This is a genomic window from Rhodanobacteraceae bacterium (genome assembly GCA_016713135.1).
GTDB lineage: Bacteria > Pseudomonadota > Gammaproteobacteria > Xanthomonadales > SZUA-5 > JADKFD01.
This window is the reverse complement of record JADJPR010000010.1, coordinates 195,701-214,234: the sequence shown is the minus strand read 5'-3', so window position 1 is coordinate 214,234 and position 18,534 is coordinate 195,701. Positions and strand designations below refer to the sequence as shown.

Below are 18,534 nucleotides of genomic sequence, written 5' to 3'. Positions count from 1 at the left end.
ACGCCGCCGGGCTGGCCTCCGATGCAGTGCTCAAGATCGAACTCGCCGCGACTGGGTTCAGCCACGCCCTGCGGATCTGCACCAGCGAACTGGTCGAGGTCCGCGGCCTCGCAATCCATGGCGGCAACAGCGCGACCATCGCCACCCAGGCCAACGACGCCGGCAACTGTAGCGCGACCGGCACCCTGCGCGTGCGCGGCAACTGGATCGGCTTCCATACCGATGGTGCCGGCGTCGGTGGCAGCATTGGCATTCTCGCCAGCAATAGCGTGCTGCAGCTTGGCGGCAACCTGGCCGACCGCAATGTCATCGGCGGCTACACGCAGGCCGGCGTACGGATCGGCGGCAGCGCGGGCGCAGGCAGCACCGCCGCCTCCAACCTGTTTGGTCTCACACCCGATCGCTCCACTCCGCGTCGAACGAGCGCGGCGTGGAACTGGTCAACGTCAGCGATGTGGCCATCGGCGGCAATGTGCGCAACGACTTCACGGGCGGCAGCGTGTCGATCTTCGTGAGTGGCAGCAACAGTGACCGCAACCAACTTTTCGGCAACCGCTTTCTCGGTCAGACCGGGACGACGGCGATCGATCTCAGCGACACGGGCAACCCGAACGGCATCAACCCAAACGATTTGAACGACGTCGATACGGGCGCCAACGAAGGCCAGAACACGCCGCTACTGACCAGTGGATCGGCCGGTGATTCGAGCATCACGATCGATGGCGTGCTCGATGTACCTACCGGCATCGCGACGCCCGTAGTGTATCGCCTGGCCTTTTATCGCAGCCAGTCGTGCAGCGACAGCGGCGGCGCCCTGGGCGGCCGGCGCGGCGAGAAGTTCATCGAATCGATCGAAGCGCCCTTCACGAGCAACTCCGAAAACTTCAGCGTCGTGCTCGACGAGCTCCCGCTGCCCGGGTTCATCACCGCAACCGCGACATCGCCATCCGGCTCGACCAGCGAGATCTCCAATTGCCTGGTGGCACCGCTGCCGGAAAACCTGTTTGCGGACGGATTCGAGTAGCGCGGTACCCGGATGCAGACCCGAGGGAGCCCCGGCCCTGCCGGCGCGCTGGTTCGCGCATCGGTAGCGGCCTCTCTTCGGGCCCCGGGATGGCGGCGCGCCTATCCGGCGAACCTCGCCCACAGCGCGTCGAACTGGTCACCAAAATGGCGCAGCTGCTCCGGATCATTGGTAGCGACCAGGTTCTCCTCGTTTGCGCTGCTCGCGCTACGGGTCCAGTTGAAGCTGCCGTTGAGCAGCCAGCGGCCGTCGAACAGCGCGAACTTGTGGTGCATGTGCGCCGCGGTGTCGTCGAGCGCGATCGCCACGCCGGCGCTGCGCAGGCGTTCGATGTCGCTGCCGGAATCGTGCCGCTTGTCGTCGTCGCTGATCACCCGCAGCTGCACCCGGCGGCGGTGCGCGGCGAGGATCGCATCGGTGATCTCGTCATCGGCGATGGTGAACACGCAGATGTCGGCGCGCCGCCGGGCACCATCGAGATGACTGATCACCGCGTCGCGGCACTGGTCGCCGGGACTGAACCAGACCTCGGTCTCGACCGGCTCCTGCTGCAGCGACTGGTCGAGCAGTTTGACCATGTCCGCCAGCCACTTCACCAGCGCCGGCATCGCAACCCCACTCTCCAGCCCGCGTACCCGCTCCATCACCAGGTCGAAGGCGTGGTTGCGCAACTGGCGCAGCTGGTCCGGCCGCAGCGGCCGCTCACGCAGATGCGCCTGCAGCGCGTGCTTTTCCTCGGTGCTCAGGACCTGGTCGTCCAGGGTGGCGGTGAGGCGGGTGAGGAGGGGTTGCATGGTTATTCTTGGTGAGTTGGCGGGGTGTTTCAGGACCTTGCCTGATTGCGAGTTCTGGGCCGGTTGTGGGTTGTGGGTTCTGAGTTGTGGGCAGCGAAACAGGCTAGCCGCGTGCCAGTGGGAGCGGCTTCAGCCGCGATCTTCTGCTGGCGACCGCGGGAAGGATCGCGGACAGAGTCCGCTCCCACAGGTCCACGGCGCCCGGCACTTGCTACGCACAACCCACAACCCACAACCCACAGCCTAGTACTGCGCCGGATGCACAACCTCCTCCGACAGCGGCCCGATCGGCACGCTTCCGCGCTGCCACTGGTCGAGGGCGGCGATGGCAGTGCCGGCGCGGGCGCCGTTGAAGCTGAAGTCGACGTGGCCGGCGGCGCTGGTGGTGGGCGCCACCGCTGCGCAGTCGGGACAGAAGCCGCGGTAGCTCAGCATCGGCATGCGTTCGCTGGCGGCATTGCTGGACTGGCCGAGGACCCAGCGCGGGGCGCCGCTGCTGTCGTAGTGGTAGACGATGCCGACGCGCAGGTCCCCGCCGGTGTACAGGCTGAAGCCCCAGCCGGGCTCGCCGGCGTGGTACCAGGTGCCGTTGCGATTGGGGTTCGACGGGGTGTACGCGCCGAGCTGGGCGACGAAGGGCTCGCTGCCGCTGCGCGTGCCGAGGCGCCATTCGAAGCTGGCGTGGCTGGCGTCGGTGAAACTCATGCGCAGCTCGCCCACGGTGGTGCCAACCGCCGCGCTGCCGTTCCAGGTGTAGCGCTTGAGTTCGGCCACCCAGGGGTTCCCGCGCGGCGCGACCGCCTGGTACCAGGCCGGGCTGCCATCGTCGTTGTAGGTGTACCAGGTAACGAACTGGGTGTTGCCGGCGAAGCCGATGTCGGCGCCGTGGCCGCTGCGCGCCGGGTTGTACCAGAGGCCGCCGATCGGCTTCAGCGTGGTCGATGTCTGGTCGGCCGGATTGGAGCCTTGCTTGATCTCGGCGGCATCGCCGATGCCGTCGCCGTCGCGGTCGATACCCAGCCTCAGACCGAGGCCACGCGGCACCACGGTCAGCGTCAGCGGCGCGCTGGCGCTGATGCGCGACTGCAGCTCAGCCACGCTGAGCGCGGGGCTGCCGTCGCTGGTCAGGAAGCGGTCGCTGGCGACGTCGAAGGCGTAGCCCGCGCCGCCCGAGTGGGCGACCAGGTCGACCTTGTTGCCGCGCGCCAGGGTGAGCAATTGCCCGGCACGGTCGGTGCTCGGCGTGGTCAGCGTCTCCTGCTGGCCGACGGCCGCGTGCGCGTCCTTCGACAGCGGCGGCGGCGCGCCGAGGTTGGGGTTGACGTTGCCGAAGTCGGAGCCGGCGAAGGCCATCTGCATCGCGATCAAATCGGCCACGTCCTGATCCGAGCGCACACTGAAGACGCGCGCCGAGAAAAAGCGCGACAGCGAATCGACCGAGCCATCGTGGAGGAAACCGAAGCCGGCCAGGTTCTCGGTCTGGGTCAGCTCCAGCCCGACCTTCTCGTGCTGGTTGCGCAGCTGCGGCACCTTGATCGACACATTGGTGGAGCCGTCGGTGCTGACGATGCCGAGGTGGTTCTCGCCCATCGGCCCGATAGGCATGATGCTGCCGCCGACCGAGACATTCAGCACGCCGAGCATCAGCGGGCCGTTGACCGCCATGCCGGTGGGCAGCGTGTGGCAGGAGGCGCACTGCAGCGGCGCGTCGAGCAAGCCGGTGGTGTAGAGCGACAACCCGCGCACAGCATCGCCGCTGCCGAGCGGGATGCCGGCCATCTGGAAGCGCCCGCTGGTGTAGTGGCCGGGCAGCGGCAGGCTCTGCGGCAGGGTGTTGTCGAGGTTGCGGTGGGGATTCGGCGGGAAATGAATGGTGGAGAGGAAGTCCTCGAAGGCCTGCATCTCGCTTCCGCTGAGGCGCACGTCGTCACCGAGGAGGCCCTCGAAAGCCGGATTGAAGGCCTCGATGCCGGCGCGGTCGCCGCGCCAGTGGTGCGGCTCGTGGCCGATTATGTCCTGCAGCGTCTGGGTGGTCATCGGCCCCTTCATCGCGTGCCAGTTCTCGCAGCGCGGCGAGCCGACCACGGTGATGCAGTTCTGGTCGAAGGTCTGCACCGGCTGGCTGGGATCGCCCAGGTCCCAGGCCAGGCGGTCCATGCGCGAGTCGACATGGCAGGAGGCGCAGGACACCTGGCCGAGGCCGCTGGTACGGTGGGTGTCGTAGAGGAAGGGGCGACCGGCGCGGATGGCCGCCGGCAGTGGGTTGAACACCGCCAGCCGCGTGCTCTCGCGCGCTGCGGCGACATCCACCACCGAGAGCGAAACCTCGAAGTGGTTCCACACGTAAAGGCGACCGCGCGCTTCGTCCAGCGCCAGGCCCACCGGACCCTGCCCCACCTCGATCGGCGCGCCGACACGCGCACCATTCGCATCGATGGCGATCACATTGTTGGAGCCCAGACCTGCGACCCAGCCGCGCTGGCCATCGCCACGCCAGACGATCGCACGCGGATCTCCGATGCTGCTGTCGCGGGTGGCTTGCGCCACGCTGTGCTGGGTGTAGCTGAGGTGCGGATTGAGGTCGGCGATCGCCTTGCTGCCGTCCGGCTGCACCCGCGCATAGTGGACCCGCACGAAGGTGCCGTTGACCTTGGGCTCGAAACGGATCTCGTTGCGCGCCTCGGTGCCGACCAGGGTGGCCGCGCCGCTGGCCGGGTTCACCGCCAGCGCCATGCCGATGTTCATCAGGCCAGTGGCATAGCGCACCGCCAGCGTGCTGCTGTCGATGACGGCAAGGTCATGGTCGAGCAGATTCCAGCCCGGGCGCCGGCCGGAGGCGGTGGACAGGCTGCCGGAGACGAAATCGGTCCAGTCGCCGGTGTTGTCGTCGCGCCAGTGCCCCTGCGCGTCGCGGCGCACGATCAGCCCGACGCGCGGCGGCGTCGCGCCGGGGGCGATCGGCGGGTCGTAAGCAGCACCGGCATTGGGCGGCGGATTGACGCCCCCGTAAGGCCCGCGCGGATCGTTGACCACGTTGCCGATCGCCGCGACCCCGTTGTTCAACCCACCCGACAGGATGGTCGTCGCATTGCCCGACTCGAAGATCGCCGCGTACACCGTGCGCCCGTCCGGACTCACCGCCAGCGCGCGCGGGTCCTCGCCGCGGATGTCGATGGCCGTGGGCGCCGCCGCGAGGTTCGCCGGATCGAACACCTGCACCTGGTTCGCCTGCGAGCAGGAGACGAAAGCCTTGCCGGCAGCGAACACCACGTCGAAAGGCTCGTCCGCGGTGCGCAGCGTGACGTGCACATGGCGCGCGGCGACGTCGATCACGCTGATCGAGTCGGAGACGTGGTTGACCACCCACAATTCGCCGTCGTTGCGAAAGCGCACCGAGACCGGATCGTAGCCCACCACCACGTGCCCCACCGGCACCGGCTCCGCCTGCGACACATCGATCAACTGCACCCGCGCATCCGCGGTGTGCGCCACCGCCAGCAGCTTGCGGTCCGGGCTCAGGTCCAGCGCGTGGACCGGATGGTTCTCGAAGTTGACGAAGGGCAGGTCCGCGGCGGACGCGGCCAGCGGCAACAGCAACAGGGGAAGCGCGCGCAGCATCGTTTGTCCCGCCGGAGGTCCAGGCCCCAGTGTAAGGCCAGAACGGGCGCATGGCGTGTACGGAAAAGTTCAACGCAGAGACGCAAAGGACGCAAAGGAACGCAGAGGAGAGCCATTTCAGGATTCTCTTCGCGACCTCTGCGTCTCCGCGTTTGGCGGGGGCCAGCCGGCTGCAGGACGGAAGCGGGGCACGGGGCAGGGGTCAGGGGTCAGGGGACCCAGCCCGTCGCGCCTTCCACTCTTGTCGCAACATCAGGGCAATGCGTCAGGCAAAAGCCGCAACCTGCGTCACGTTCGGCAAGTGGAGTAGGCCAGTCCCCTTGCCCCCTGCCCCCTGCCCCGCTTCACCTCAAGGGCAAGTCGCCCTCAACCCCGCCTTGACCTGGGCCACGTCGGCTTCGGTGCCGGGCTGCGGCTGGTTGCCGCCGCCGCCGTCGAACAGCACCAGCCAGCGGTTGTCGGCGCCCTTGACCCAGACCGAGGAGAAACTGCCGATCAGGTAGCGCGGTTCCTTGTCGAGCTTGGGATTCAGGATCCAGTAGGGCCCACGCGAGATCGCGATGTTGCCGTCGCCGGCGATGGTGACCTGGCCCGGGTGCCAGCGCAGCACGATGTCCTCGCCCGCCAGGATGCCGGCCCAGTTCTTCGCGATGGTGTCGCGCCCGCGTGCCACCTGGGTGTCGCTCTCGATGAACGCCGCCTCGGGATGGATGTGCGCGCGGAAGGCGTCCGGATCGTGCGCTTCCACGCTGGCCGCGAAGCTGCGCTCGCGCGACCATACCTCGCACTCGGCGGCCGTCATCGGAGTCGGTGGGGGCGGCGCCTGCTGGGCGAGCAGCGGAGTACCGGAGAGAGCGAGTGCGAGGAAAGCGGCGAGGCGCATGGTGGATTCCCGGAGGCGGCAAAGCGCTGCATCATCCCGCGGACCGCGGCTACAAGCGAGGGGCGTTTGTGAATGCGGCGTGGTGCCGTCAGTTGCGCCAGGAAAGGCGGGGCAAGGGTCAGGGGGCAGGGGGAATGCACTGCGGCATGGTTGGAGTCAGTCGTGGTGCAGCATTCTTGCGTAGCGCGTTGTGCTGCGCAGCGGCACTTGGGGCACTTGTCGCAAGCACCCGGGGAACGCGCTGCGCGCGTACCACCGGGCTACGCTTACCCGCCGCCGCAACAGGGCAGAACCGCCCCAGGCTCCGTCCCTAGCCCCCTGCCCCCTGCCCCGCTTCTGCAACTGAACCCTCTGCCCGCCGCAAACTCACCCAAGGAGACATCGCATGCAACGCGTCACCGGCATCGGCGGCATCTTCATCAAGGCACGCGATCCAGAGCGGATGAAGGACTGGTATCGCAAGCACCTGGGCATCGACATCCAGGAATGGGGCGGCACGAGTTTCCGCTGGCACACGCCCGAGCGCCCAGAACCGGAGGGCATGACGGTGTGGAGCATCTTCCCGCCGGACACGCGGTACTTCGACCCGAGCCCCGCGCCCTTCATGGTCAACTACCGGGTGGATGACCTGCACGCGGTGCTGGCCGCGCTGCGGGCGGAGGGCTGCCGGGTGGACGACAAGGTCGATGAATCCGAGTTCGGCAAGTTCGGCTGGGTGATGGACCCGGAGGACAACCGCATCGAGCTGTGGCAGCCGCCGGAGCGCACGCCCGGATGACCGCGGCGACCCCGCTGCCGCAGGTGCGCATCGTGCTGTGCGACACGCTGGAGCCGGCCAACATCGGCGCGGTCGCGCGGGCCATGAAGACCATGGGCCTTGGGGATCTGCGCCTGGTGCGGCCGCAACAGTATCCGCATGGCAGCGCCTACCGCCTCGCGGTCAGCGCTGGCGACCTGCTCGATCGCGCGCAGACCACGGCTGACCTCGGCGCCGCCATCGTTGGCTGCGCCGCGGTCTACGGCGTCAGCGCGCGCCAGCGGCGCATCCCGCTGCGCCGGGTGTGGCCGCGCGAGGCGGCGCGCGAGGTGCTGGCCGTCGCGGGCGAGGTCGCGTTGGTGTTCGGCGGCGAGGAAGCGGGCCTGGGCAATGACGACCTGGGCCTGTGCGGTGCGCGCATCGAAATCCCGAGCGACCCCGGCTGCCGTTCGCTGAACCTGGCTGCCGCGGTGCAGCTGGTCTGCTATGAGCTGCGCCTGGCCGCGCTGGATGCGCGTCGCCCGGCGGTGGTCGAATACGCACCGACCGAGGCCTTCGAACAGATGCTCGCGGCGCTCGACGAGACTCTGCTGCAAGCCGGCTGGTATGCCAACAAGAACCGCACGCTCGCGCTCGCGAAACTGCAACGCCTGCTGCAGCGCGCGCGCCCGGACCGCGGCGAGGTGCAACTGCTGCGCGGCGCCATCGAGCGCCTACGCCGGCCCTGACCTGCTGCACCGCAGCACGTTTCGCCCTTGGTTCGATCCTGGTCAAGGCGTAGTGTCGGAGCGGTCAGCATCATCGATCGCGATCAGCTCGCGGGGCTGCAATCGCAAGTCCCGCAGCGACAGATCCAGCCCTGTCGACGGCGCGACCAGCGCTTCGACCGGGCTTCCAGCCAGCCAGGGAGAATGCAGATGCCCGCCTACACCACCAGCCAGATCCGCAATGTCGCCCTCGTGGGCCACGCCGGCGCCGGCAAGACTTCGCTGTTCGAAGCCCTGCTGTTTGCCGGCGGCGCGATCACCACGCAGGGCTCGATAGAACGCGGCAACACGGTCTCCGACCACGACCCGATGGAGCGCGAACGCCAGCATTCGATCAACATGTCGATCGCCCCCATCGATCATGGCGGCATCCACGTCAATCTCATCGACACCCCGGGGTATCCGGATTTCCGCGGCAAGACGCTGTCGGCGCTGGCCGCGGTGGAGACGTGCGCGATCGTGGTCAATGCCAGCAACGGCGTCGAGTACTCGACCGCGCGCATGATGGAGTACGCCAAGGCGCGCCGGTTGTGCCGATTGCTGATCGTCAACAAGATGGACCATGAGGACGTCGACCTGGAGATGCTGGTCGAGCAGCTGCGCGAGTCCTTCGGCAACGAATGCCTGCCGATCAACCTGCCCGCCAAGGGCCGCTCCACGGTGGTCGACTGCTTCTTCAACCCCAGTGGCGAGGCCGACTTCGGCAGTGTCGCCGACGCGCACCAGCGGATCATCGATCAGGTGGTCGAGATCAATGAAGACGTGATGGGCCACTACCTCGAGGAAGGCGAGGCCGGGCTGTCCGGGCAGGAACTGCACGATGCCTTCGAGCAATGCCTGCGCGAGGGCCACCTGGTGCCGATCTGCTTTGGCTCCGCGCGCACCGGCGCCGGGGTCAGGGAACTGCTCGATTTGTTCGAGAAGCTGATGCCCAACCCGTCCGAGGCCAACCCACCGCTGTTCGTCAAGGGTACCGGCGCCGATGCCGAGCCTTTCCGCACCGAGCCGGATGCCGGCAAGCACGTGGTCGCCGATGTGTTCAAGATCATCAACGATCCCTTCGTCGGCAAGCTCTCGGTGTTCCGCATCTACCAGGGCACGGTGCGCCGCGATACCCAGCTGTTCATCGACGACGGCAAGAAGCCGTTCAAGGTCGGCCACCTGTTCAAGCTCAAGGGCAAGGACCACGTCGAGATCGAGGACGCGATCCCGGGCGACATCGCGGCGGTCGCGAAGATCGAGGACATCCACTTCGACGCGGTGCTGCACGACAGCCACGACGAGGACCAGATCCACCTAAAACCGATCAACTTCCCGCAGCCGATGTTCGGCCTGGCCATCGAACCGGCCACCCGAGGACAGGAGCAGAAGCTGGCCAACGCGCTGACCAAGCTGGCCGAGGAAGATCCTTGCTTCCGCATCGAGCACCACAAGGAACTCAACGAGACCGTGATCCGCGGCCTCGGCGAGCTGCACCTGCGCGTGATCCTGGAGCGCATGAAGGAGCGCTACGGCGTGGAGGTGACCACCCGGCCGCCGCGCATCGCCTACCGCGAAACCATCTCCGCCAATGCCGATGGCCACCACCGCCACAAGAAGCAGACCGGCGGCGCCGGCCAGTTCGGCGAGGTCTTCCTGCGGGTCGAGCCGCTGCCACGCGGCGCCGGCTTCGAGTTCGTCGACGAGGTCAAGGGCGGCACCATTCCCGGCCAGTTCCTGCCGGCCATCGAGAAGGGCGTGCGCCAGGTACTGGAGACCGGCGCGGTGGCGGGCTACCAGCTGCACGATGTGCGCGTGATCGTCTACGACGGCAAACACCACCCGGTGGATTCCAAGGAAGTGGCGTTCACCACCGCCGGCAAGAAGGCCTTCCTCGACGCCATCGCCAAAGCCCGCCCGCTGGTGCTGGAACCGATCGTCAACCTCGACGTGACGGTGCCCGCCGAGCACATGGGCGACATCACCGGAGGCCTCTCGACCAAGCGCGCGCGCATCAATGGCACAGATTCATTGCGCGGCGGCGAGCTGATCGTCAAGGCCCAGGTGCCGCTGGCCGAGATCGGCGATTACAGCAACGAACTGAAGGCCGTCACCGCCGGCCGCGGCCGCTACACCATCGAACTCAGCCACTACGAAGCCGTCCCCGGCAATGTTCAGCGGCAACTGGTGGACGCGTACAAGCCGAAGCAAGAGGAAGAGTAAGCAACACGCGCTGGCTGGGGCGGCACTCGCTGCCCCTCCCAGCCAGGCGCGGGGCGAACGGGCACGTAGCGGCAGGCATCCGGTGTCGCGGGGGCCTTGACTGGCCTGACCCGCGCACTGCGCGGACCTGCGGCCGCATCGGTTCACCGTCGGAAGCTCGAGCACCGATCCAACTTGGTATGCGCGTGATCCGCCAGTGCTCGGGATTGCGCATGGGCAATGGAAACCCGAATCCGGATTCCGCGCCATGCCCAACGCTTCCCGTCGCTCTCACGTTGATCGACTGCGCATGCCCATCGTCCTGCTGTCCCTCGCGGGTGGCACAGCACACACAGCGACGAACTACACTTTCGAGCAACACGTCCACGCCGTCGGCCAGGGCTCGCGCTTTGGCGACGCACTTGCGCTGTCGGGCGAGACGCTGGTTGCGGTCGATTCCGACGCGAGCGGCAACGACGTCTATCTCTTCGTTCGTGGCAGCGGCACCTGGTTGCTGCAGCAGGCGATCGACCTGCCGGGATGGACACCGCAACCCACGATCACAGCCAATGCGCATGCCCGGGGCCGCGTCGCACTGTCTGGAGACACCCTCGCGGTGGGCTCGCCCGGAGACAACATCGGAGGCCTGGCCGACGTCGGTTCGGTGCGCATTTACCAGCGAAGCGGCGCCATCTGGAGCCTCCAGCAACGCATCGACCGACCGGCCGCACCCAGTGTCACCGGCAACTTCGGCGCGAGCGTGGCGATCGAGGGCGATCGCCTGGTGGTCGGCGCGCCGGGACGCACTGCCTATGGGCGTGGCGCCGTCTACCACTACGTCCGCACTGGAAACAGCTGGTCCCTCGCGTCCTCCATCAGCCCACCGGCGGAGTTCGGCCGGTCCTTCGGGCAGGCGGTGGCACTGGCCGGCGACCGGCTGGTCGTGGGCATTCCCGATGTGCGCCGCGCCATGGCCTATCGCCGGGTAGGCGCGGACTGGCAGAACGAGGCCATTTTCTCCCCCACCTCGACCGATCCCACCATCGCATTCGGCAGCGCAGTTGCGGTGACGGGCGACTACGCCTTCGTGAGTGCACCCACCGGCCCGGCGCCGGACGGGCGGGCGGTGCATGTCTACTACCGTTCGGGCGGCAACTGGGGCCTGACCCAACGTCTGGGGCCGGTTGGCGCCAACCGTTTCGGCGCCGGCCTGGCGGTCATGGGCACGCGTCTGGCGGTGGCGGACCCGGATCAACTGGATCCTGTCACCCAGCGCCGTGGCCGGGTGCACGTCTACGAACAGAACGGCCTGTTCTGGGCTGAGCGACAAACGCTGCGCTATCCCGAGTCGCCGAGCAGTGCGCTGGCCGATTTCGGGACTCGCCTTGCCATCGATGCGCAAGAGTTGCTGGCCTTCAGTGCATTGGCAGCCCCGGGGGCCGCTGGCGACGATGGACAGGTCGTGGCCTACCGCCAGGCAGCAGCCTCGATGCAGTTGGGCAGCCCGCTCGCTTTCGGTGCAGTTGCCGTGGGCAGCACCAGTGCCGCGCGCGACCTCACCGTCGGCAACAGCGGCACCAGCCCGTTGACCATCAGCGCCATCCAGGCTGCTTCTGCACCCTTCGCCCGGGTCAGCGGCGGCAATTGCGGCAACCTGCTGCCGATCGTGGTCCAGCCGGGTGCCTCGTGCACCCTGCGATATACCTTCTCGCCTGCCGGCGTCGGCGCCACCGGACAGACGATCGCCTTCACCAGCAATGACCCAGGCGGCCCCAAGACTGCCTCTCTGACCGGCAGCGGCGTCGTGGCCCAACTGACGATCACACCCGGCGATCTGTTCGTGGGGTCGACGGTTGTCGGCGTGCCCACCAGCCCGGCCGTCCTGACGCTGAGCAATGCCAGCGCGGCAAGCCTGACCGTGCAATCCATCGGATCGCCGACTGCGCCCTTCTCCAGCGTCGCCGGAGGCACCTGCCTCGCGCCCCCGTTTGCCCTGGCGCCGGGCCAATCCTGTACCCGCAGATACGTCTACGGGCCCACCAGCAGCGGGTTCCACAGTACGCTGTTCACCGTCAGCAGCACGGCATCGAACAGTCCGCACAGCGTGTCGCTGTCGGGCTTCGCCGACGGTCCGGGACTGGCCCTCAGCAATGGCGCCTCCCTCGATTTCGGGACAGTCGCGGTGGCGACGCCCTCGGTCACGCTGACCCAGACCCTGACGAGCACGGGGGTGACCGACGCGCTGGTGCAATCCATCGATGAACCTACTGGTCCGTTCGAGCGCGTCGGCGGCGATTGCGCCACTCCGCCTTTCGCCTTGCCGCCAGATGTGGCCTGCACCCTGGTCTATCGGTTCACCCCGGAGGCGCTGGGACCTGCCGTGGCCATCATCGGGGTCTCGAGCAACACGACACCCACGGTCGCCGCGTTCGAACTGACGGGCACCGGCGCCCTGCCGGCACTGGTGATCGGCAACCACCCGCTGGACCTGGGCGGCGCTCAGCCTGGAGGGCAGACGCCGGTGAAATCGGCCACCCTCGAAAACGTCGGCAACCTGGCGCTCACGATCCAGTCCATCGAATCTGCCGGAGCCCCGTTTTCGCAGGTCGGCGGCAGTTGCTCCGCGCCGCCCTTCGCCCTGCCGCCCGGCGCTTCATGCACTCTCGACTATCGCTTTGCCCCCGCCGAGCTCGGTGATGCTTCCCAGCAACTGACCTTGATCAGCGACGCACCAGACTCGCCGCATCCACTGACCCTGCTGGGCAAGGGTACTCTGAGCGCGTTGTCGTTGACGCCAGTCTTGCAGGACTTCGGCACTCTCGCGGTGGGCCAAAGCGCCGGCGCCATGGTGACCGTGAGCAGTGCGGGCAACACAGCGCTCACGATCCAGGCGCTCGGTGTTCCGGCTGCGCCCTTCGGGCTTGGTTCCGACAGCTGCCCGCCCGCACCTTTCGTGCTCGATGCCGGACAGTCATGCAGCCTGCAGGCCACTTTTGCCCCCACGGCCAAGGGACTCTTCGAAGAATCGGTGGCGGTGATGCATGCGGGCGACAACGGTCCCGCGGCCATCGACCTGCGTGGCCGGGGCGCGCCTGCAGCGCCCAGCCTGTCGCCCGCCAGTGTGAACTTCGGAATCGCGGGCGTGGGCGAACCCGGTCTTCAGCAGACCGTGATCCTGAGCAACCTGTCGCCGGTCAGCCTGGCGCTCGGCACGCTGGTGCTCGGCGGCGGAATCGACTATTCGCTGCAATCGGACCAGTGCAGTGGCCAGACCCTTGCGGCGGGCGCCATGTGTCAGTTCGTCCTGCGTTTCGCGCCCGCGATGGCTGGGGCCACGGCCGACCTGCTCTCGGTCCCGAGCGACGCGGTGGGATCACCCGCGACGCTCATGATGCAGGGGACGGGCGTGATTCCGTCGATTTTCGCCAGCGGCTTCGAGTAGCGGCGATCGCTGGTCCACGCGCCGGTCCGGACACTCAACGCGTCAGCGCCTGTGCGCGCAAGCGCACCAACGCCGGGTCGCCAGCGAACTCGCCCGGTTGTTCCGGGGACAATCCGGCCAGCAGTGCCTCGGCCTGCGGGTGTGCGCCCACGCCGCGCCAGCAGGCCGCGAGGTACAAAGCGAGCAGGCGGATACCAGCAGGATCGGTCGCCTGTGCGTGGGCACCCAAGAGTGCTTCGCAGCGGGAGCGCTTCAGCGATTCGGCGTGGAACAGGCGGATTCCATCCAGGCGCGCGCGCGTCAGTCCGTTCAGCTGATTCCAGGAGTTCTGCGCGCGGATGCTTTCGGCCGCGCGCTGCGCATCCATCAGGCTTCCCGCCGCCTCGTCGATCATCGCCATCGCCCCGCGCGCGGCCAAGGTGCGCGGATGCGCCTCGCCATCCAGGCGGGTACGCATGTCGATCACAGCTTGTGCATCCTGGCGGGCACCGCTGAGATCGCCCGTGCGCAGCCGCGCCAGCGCAAGCAGTTGGTGCACCGATGCGACATCCGAGTGGCCGTCACCGTAGTGCTCGCGCATCAGCGGCAAGGCAGCCTCTGCCAGGGACAGCGCGCGCTTCGGGTCGTATTGCCGCAGCGCCAAACGCGCCAGCTGGCGCAGGTCGGCCGCCACCGCAGGATGGCGCGGCCCGTAGATGCGTCGCGAGAGCTCGAGCCGCGCGTCGATGGCCAATTGTGCCGCCTCCGAGCGGCCCAGTTGCTCCAGCGCCACGCCCTCGCCCTGGAGCCATTGTTGCCGTGCAGCGTCGTCGAAGGCGCCCAGGGACTGCAACCGCGCGCGGGTGGCGGCGAGCCGCTCGAGCGCTTCCTCGGCCCGGCCGGAGGCGGAGAGGTACCCCGCACGCACGACTTCCATGCCGACCACCGTGGCCGGCGGCGACGCGCTGAGGCCAACCAGTTCGATTGCCCGCGCGATCGCGCGGTCCGCGCCGTCGATATCGCCGCCGTTGCCCAGCAGGATTCCGCGCTGGTACCAGGCCGCGTAGAGATCCGCTGGGGACAGGTCTGTGTCAGCTGCCGCGGCCAGCACGCGGTCGATACGCATCCTCGCTGCGTTTCTGAGGCCCAGGCGCTCCTCGAGCGACGCCAGGTGAATGTCCAGGCGCAAGGTAGCTTGACGATCACCGAGCGACTCGAAGATGGCGCGTGCCTCGAGTGCCTGTTTGTGCGCGGCTTCGTAGGCACCCAGCGAAGCGCGCGAACGGGACAACTCTTCGATCAGAGTGGCGCGCACGCCGGGTTCGAGTTCGCTGCGCCCGGAGAGCATTTGTTCGCCCAGGTCGAGCAATTCAGACGCGGTGGGCTCGCGTCCGCGGTGCTGGGCCGGCCGCGCGCGGCGGAAGATCTCGCGCTGGAAGGCCAGCGCGGCGCTGGCGCGCTGACTCTCCAACAGCGCAAGGTCGCGCTCGCGAGCGACCTCGCCAGCCTGCCAGGCCGCGGTGCCGATGCCGGCAACGAGTGACAACAGCAGCAGGCATGCGAGCGCGACCACCCATCGATGGCGCGCCGCAAAGCGTCCCGCCCGATAGCGCCATGAGCCGCGTCGAGCATCCACCGGTCGCTGCGCCAGCCAGCGATTCAAGTCCGCTGCCAGCGCGTCAACCGAGGGATAACGGTCTTCGGGCCGCAGCCGCAGTGCCTTGGCCATGATCGCGTCCAGGTCGCCGCGCAGCACCCCGCGCAAGCCCGCGGCCGAGTTGCCACGCGCAGTCGCCACGCACACCAGACGTGCGCGCTCCATGCGATCGAGCGTGCCGCTCGCAGGCGGCGGTTCCTGCGTCAGGATCCGGACCAGCGCATCGCCATCGCCGGTCGCCCGCCGCTCCCGCGGCAACGCGCCGACCAGAAGTTCGTGCAACAGCAGACCCAGTGCGTAAACGTCCGTCTGCGTACTCACGGGTTCCCGGCGCAGCTGTTCCGGCGCCGCATAGGCGGGTGTCATCGGCATCGCCGCGGTTTCGCAGGCTTGCTGCGCCAAGGCGCCCGACAGCAACTTGGCGATCCCGAAATCGAGCAACTTCACTTGCCCATCCGTCGTCACCAGGACATTGGACGGCTTGAGGTCCCGGTGGACAACCGGCAATCGGTGGGCACTCGCCACCGCGGCGCAAACGCCAAGGAACAGCTCGATCCGGCGCCGCAAGGACAATCGGCCGGCGTCGCAATGGGTGAGCAGGTCCCGACCGCGCACGAATTCCAGGGCAAGCCAGGGCTGTCCGTCTGCCAGCGTGCCGCCGTCCAGCAACCTCGCGATGTTGGGATGTTCCAGGCGCGCCAGGATCGCGCGCTCTCCTTCGAAACGCGCTGCTTCACCAAATCCACGCATCAGCTTGATGGCCGCTTCCTGGCGAAAACCACCGTCGACCCGCTCCGCCTGCCAGACCTCGCCCATCCCGCCGCGGCCTACCCTTTCGAGCAGGCGCCAGGCACCGACACGCGCCCCGGGGACGACGCCGCCAGCGAGCGCCTCCACGGAGGCTGATACTGCCTCCGGCGTCCACTCCGATGCTTCGGCAGATACGCCCACGGGCTCTTCATCGCACAGGTCGAGCACCCGCGCGCGAACGGCCGGGTCCGCCTCCACTGAGGCGAGCCAGTTCAGACGCTCGTCCGTGGGCCGGGACGCCGCCAGTTCCGAGAGCTCACGAATGCGCCGCCAGCGCTCGATGTCCACCGCCACCGGCGCCCGTGGTCCGCCATCCGGGGACTGGCCTGAGCTTGCCGCCACTTGCGCCAGATCTCGAATCAGTTGGCCAGACATTCGGCGAGGAATTCGCGCACGAACCGGGTGTCGCGCTTCACGGTCGGCTCGGAGACACCCAGCATCGCCGCGATCTCGCTCACTTCCAGCCCGGCAAAGAAGCGCAGTTCGGCGACCTCCAGGGCGCGCGCGTCCACCTCGCCGAGCTGCGCCAGCGCTTCGTCAAGCCTGACCAGATTCTCGGCCTCGCTGTCGACGCGCAGTGTGCTTTCGGCCAACGCAGCCAGATCCACCGGACGCTGGCCCGCACCCCGTCTTTCTGCCAGGCGTGCGCGCGCGTGCTCGATCGCCACCTGCCGCATTGCCCGCGCGGCCGCTCCGAAAAAATGCCGTCGGTTCTCGAAATGCGTGCCGCCGCTGGTCGGAAAGAGTTTGAAGTAAGCCTCATGGACCAATGGGCGGGTTTCCAGGGTGCTGTCGGCACCATGGGATCCCAATTCCCGCCGGGCGATCTGGCGCAACTCGTCGTAGACGCGAGCGAACAGCCGAGCCCGCTTGGCAGGATCGGCGCCCGCCTGGACCAGCAGTTCGGTGAGATCCTCGCTCATGGGCAGAGTATTGCACCGGGACCGTCGGATCGCGGAGCGCTCCGCGCGAAGGCCCGGATGCGGCGCAGGCTGGCTCAGGCCTCCAGGTGCATCTCGATCGCCCCGCAGGGGCACTCGGCGGCGCATACGCCGCAGCCCTTGCAGTAGTCGTAGTTGAACTGGAAGCGCTTGCCGGGGCCGAGCTTGATGACGGCGTTGTCGGGGCACACGCCGTAGCAGTTGTCGCACTCGAAGCAGTTGCCGCAGGACAGGCAGCGGCGCGCTTCGAACAGCGCGTTGTCCTCGGTCAGGCCGCCCTGGACCTCGTCGAAGCTGCTGGTGCGGCGGGCGAGGTCGAGTTGCGGGCGCACGGTCTTCGGCGCGTCGGCGTAGTACCAGGGATTGAGGCGCTCGAAGCTCGCCGGCGCGTGCTTGGGTGCGCGCTCCAGCACGGTCCCGCGCAGCCAGGCGTCGATGTTCTTCGCCGCCTTCTTGCCGTGGCCGACGGCGACCGTGACATTGCGCTCGGCCGGCACCATGTCGCCGCCGGCGAACAATCCGGGCTGGCTGGTCATCATGTGCTCGTCGACCAGCACCACGCCGTGCTCGCGGCGCAGGTCCGGGATGCCGTCGAGCAGCGACAGGTCCACGTCCTGGCCGAGTGCGAGGACCAGCGAGTCCGCTTCCAGGGTCTCGTACTCGCCGGTCGGCTGCGGGTTGCCCTTCTCGTCGAGTGCCATCTTCTCGATGGTGAGCACGCCGCCATCCTCGCCCTTGATGGTCGACAGCCACTTGACCATCACGCCTTCCTGCAGCGCCTCCTCGACCTCCAGTTCGTGCGCCGGCATCTTCTCGCGGGTGCGGCGGTAGACGATGACCGCATCGGTGGCGCCAAGGCGGCGCGCGGTGCGCGCGACGTCGATCGCGGTATTGCCGCCGCCGTAGACCACCACGCGCCGGCCGAGCAGCGGCGCCTCGCCGCCTTCCATCGAACGCAGCACGGCGACCGCGTCGAGAATGCGCGAGCTGTCCTTGGCCGGGATCCAGGCGCGCTTGGCGATGTGCGCGCCGACCGCGAGGAAGGCAGCGTCGAAGCCGCCCTCGCGCATCGTCTGCGCGACGTCGGCGACCTTGGTGTTCAGTTGCACCGTCACACCCATCGCAACGATCCGCTGCATCTCGCCGTCGAGCACCTCGCGCGGCAATCGGTACTTGGGGATGCCGAAACGCATCATGCCGCCCATCAGCGGACCGGCCTCGATCACCGTGACCGCGTGGCCAACCCGGCGCAGGTGATAGGCCGCCGACATGCCGGACGGGCCGGCGCCGACGATGAGCACGCGCTTGCCGGTCTCGCTCGCCGGCGGCGCGAAGGACCAACCGCGTTTCAGTGCCTCGTCGCCGAGGAAGCGCTCGACCGAGTTGATGCCGACGGCCTGGTCGACCTTGGCGCGGTTACAGGCGGTTTCGCACGTGTGGTAGCAGACGCGCCCCATGATCGCCGGGAAGGGATTGTCGCGCGTCAGATGTCGCCAGGCGGCTTCGTAGTCGCCACTCTCGGCGTGGTAGAGCCAGCCCTGAATATCCTCGCCCGCCGGGCATTGGGCGTTGCACGGCGGCAGCCGGTCGACATACACCGGGCGCTCGGTGCGCCAGGTGCCGGTCTTGTTGGCCAGCGAGGAGCCAGGGTCCAGGGTGATCGCGAAAGGTTTCTGCATGG

At 68.2% G+C, this 18,534-nt stretch carries 11 protein-coding genes; 5 read left to right on the top strand and 6 right to left on the bottom strand.

Annotation, left to right across the window (positions count from 1 at the left end; all coding sequences use genetic code 11):
* Nucleotides 1-454 precede the first annotated feature (454 nt).
* Nucleotides 455-1,024: a hypothetical protein gene (locus tag IPK27_10895; protein ID MBK8068108.1), complete on the top strand. Its 570-nt coding sequence runs from the start codon at nucleotides 455-457 to the stop codon at nucleotides 1,022-1,024.
* 101 nt (nucleotides 1,025-1,125) lie between these two features.
* On the opposite strand, the gene IPK27_10890 is transcribed toward IPK27_10895, so the two are convergent.
* The 3 genes from IPK27_10890 to IPK27_10880 form a co-directional block, all read right to left on the bottom strand.
* Nucleotides 1,126-1,818, bottom strand: a complete 693-nt coding sequence (locus IPK27_10890) for a nuclease (GenBank protein ID MBK8068107.1) — start codon at nucleotides 1,816-1,818, stop codon at nucleotides 1,126-1,128.
* A 243-nt stretch (nucleotides 1,819-2,061) separates the two neighbouring features.
* Nucleotides 2,062-5,436, bottom strand: coding sequence for a hypothetical protein (locus IPK27_10885; GenBank protein ID MBK8068106.1), 3,375 nt, complete (start codon nucleotides 5,434-5,436; stop codon nucleotides 2,062-2,064).
* Between the two features lie 349 nt (nucleotides 5,437-5,785).
* The gene (locus IPK27_10880) at nucleotides 5,786-6,319 is read right to left on the bottom strand and encodes a DUF4440 domain-containing protein (protein MBK8068105.1); all 534 of its coding nucleotides are present in this window, start codon (nucleotides 6,317-6,319) and stop codon (nucleotides 5,786-5,788) included.
* Between the two features lie 385 nt (nucleotides 6,320-6,704).
* Here IPK27_10880 and IPK27_10875 point away from each other — a divergent pair, with 385 nt between their 5' ends.
* The 4 genes from IPK27_10875 (at nucleotide 6,705) to IPK27_10860 (ending at nucleotide 13,466) form a co-directional block, all read left to right on the top strand.
* Nucleotides 6,705-7,097, top strand: a complete 393-nt coding sequence (locus tag IPK27_10875; protein MBK8068104.1) for a VOC family protein — start codon at nucleotides 6,705-6,707, stop codon at nucleotides 7,095-7,097.
* Complete coding sequence (locus tag IPK27_10870; protein ID MBK8068103.1) at nucleotides 7,094-7,804, top strand: RNA methyltransferase; 711 nt, start codon at nucleotides 7,094-7,096, stop codon at nucleotides 7,802-7,804. The genes IPK27_10875 and IPK27_10870 overlap by 4 nt, the downstream gene beginning before the upstream one ends.
* 189 nt (nucleotides 7,805-7,993) lie before the next feature.
* Complete coding sequence (locus tag IPK27_10865) at nucleotides 7,994-10,045, top strand: elongation factor G (protein MBK8068102.1); 2,052 nt, start codon at nucleotides 7,994-7,996, stop codon at nucleotides 10,043-10,045.
* A gap of 289 nt (nucleotides 10,046-10,334) precedes the next feature.
* The gene (locus tag IPK27_10860) at nucleotides 10,335-13,466 is read left to right on the top strand and encodes a choice-of-anchor D domain-containing protein (GenBank protein ID MBK8068101.1); all 3,132 of its coding nucleotides are present in this window, start codon (nucleotides 10,335-10,337) and stop codon (nucleotides 13,464-13,466) included.
* A gap of 34 nt (nucleotides 13,467-13,500) precedes the next feature.
* On the opposite strand, the gene IPK27_10855 is transcribed toward IPK27_10860, so the two are convergent.
* From IPK27_10855 to IPK27_10845, 3 genes are all read right to left on the bottom strand, one after another.
* Complete coding sequence (locus IPK27_10855) at nucleotides 13,501-16,287, bottom strand: serine/threonine protein kinase (protein MBK8068100.1); 2,787 nt, start codon at nucleotides 16,285-16,287, stop codon at nucleotides 13,501-13,503.
* Nucleotides 16,272-16,835 carry a sigma-70 family RNA polymerase sigma factor gene (locus IPK27_10850; protein MBK8068099.1) on the bottom strand — a complete coding sequence of 188 codons (564 nt, stop codon included), beginning with the start codon at nucleotides 16,833-16,835 and terminating at the stop codon, nucleotides 16,272-16,274. The genes IPK27_10855 and IPK27_10850 overlap by 16 nt, the downstream gene beginning before the upstream one ends.
* Nucleotides 16,836-16,909: 74 nt before the next feature.
* Nucleotides 16,910-18,532 (bottom strand): NAD(P)-binding protein, encoded by a 1,623-nt coding sequence (locus IPK27_10845; protein MBK8068098.1) that lies wholly within the window; start codon nucleotides 18,530-18,532, stop codon nucleotides 16,910-16,912.
* Nucleotides 18,533-18,534: the final 2 nt, after the last annotated feature.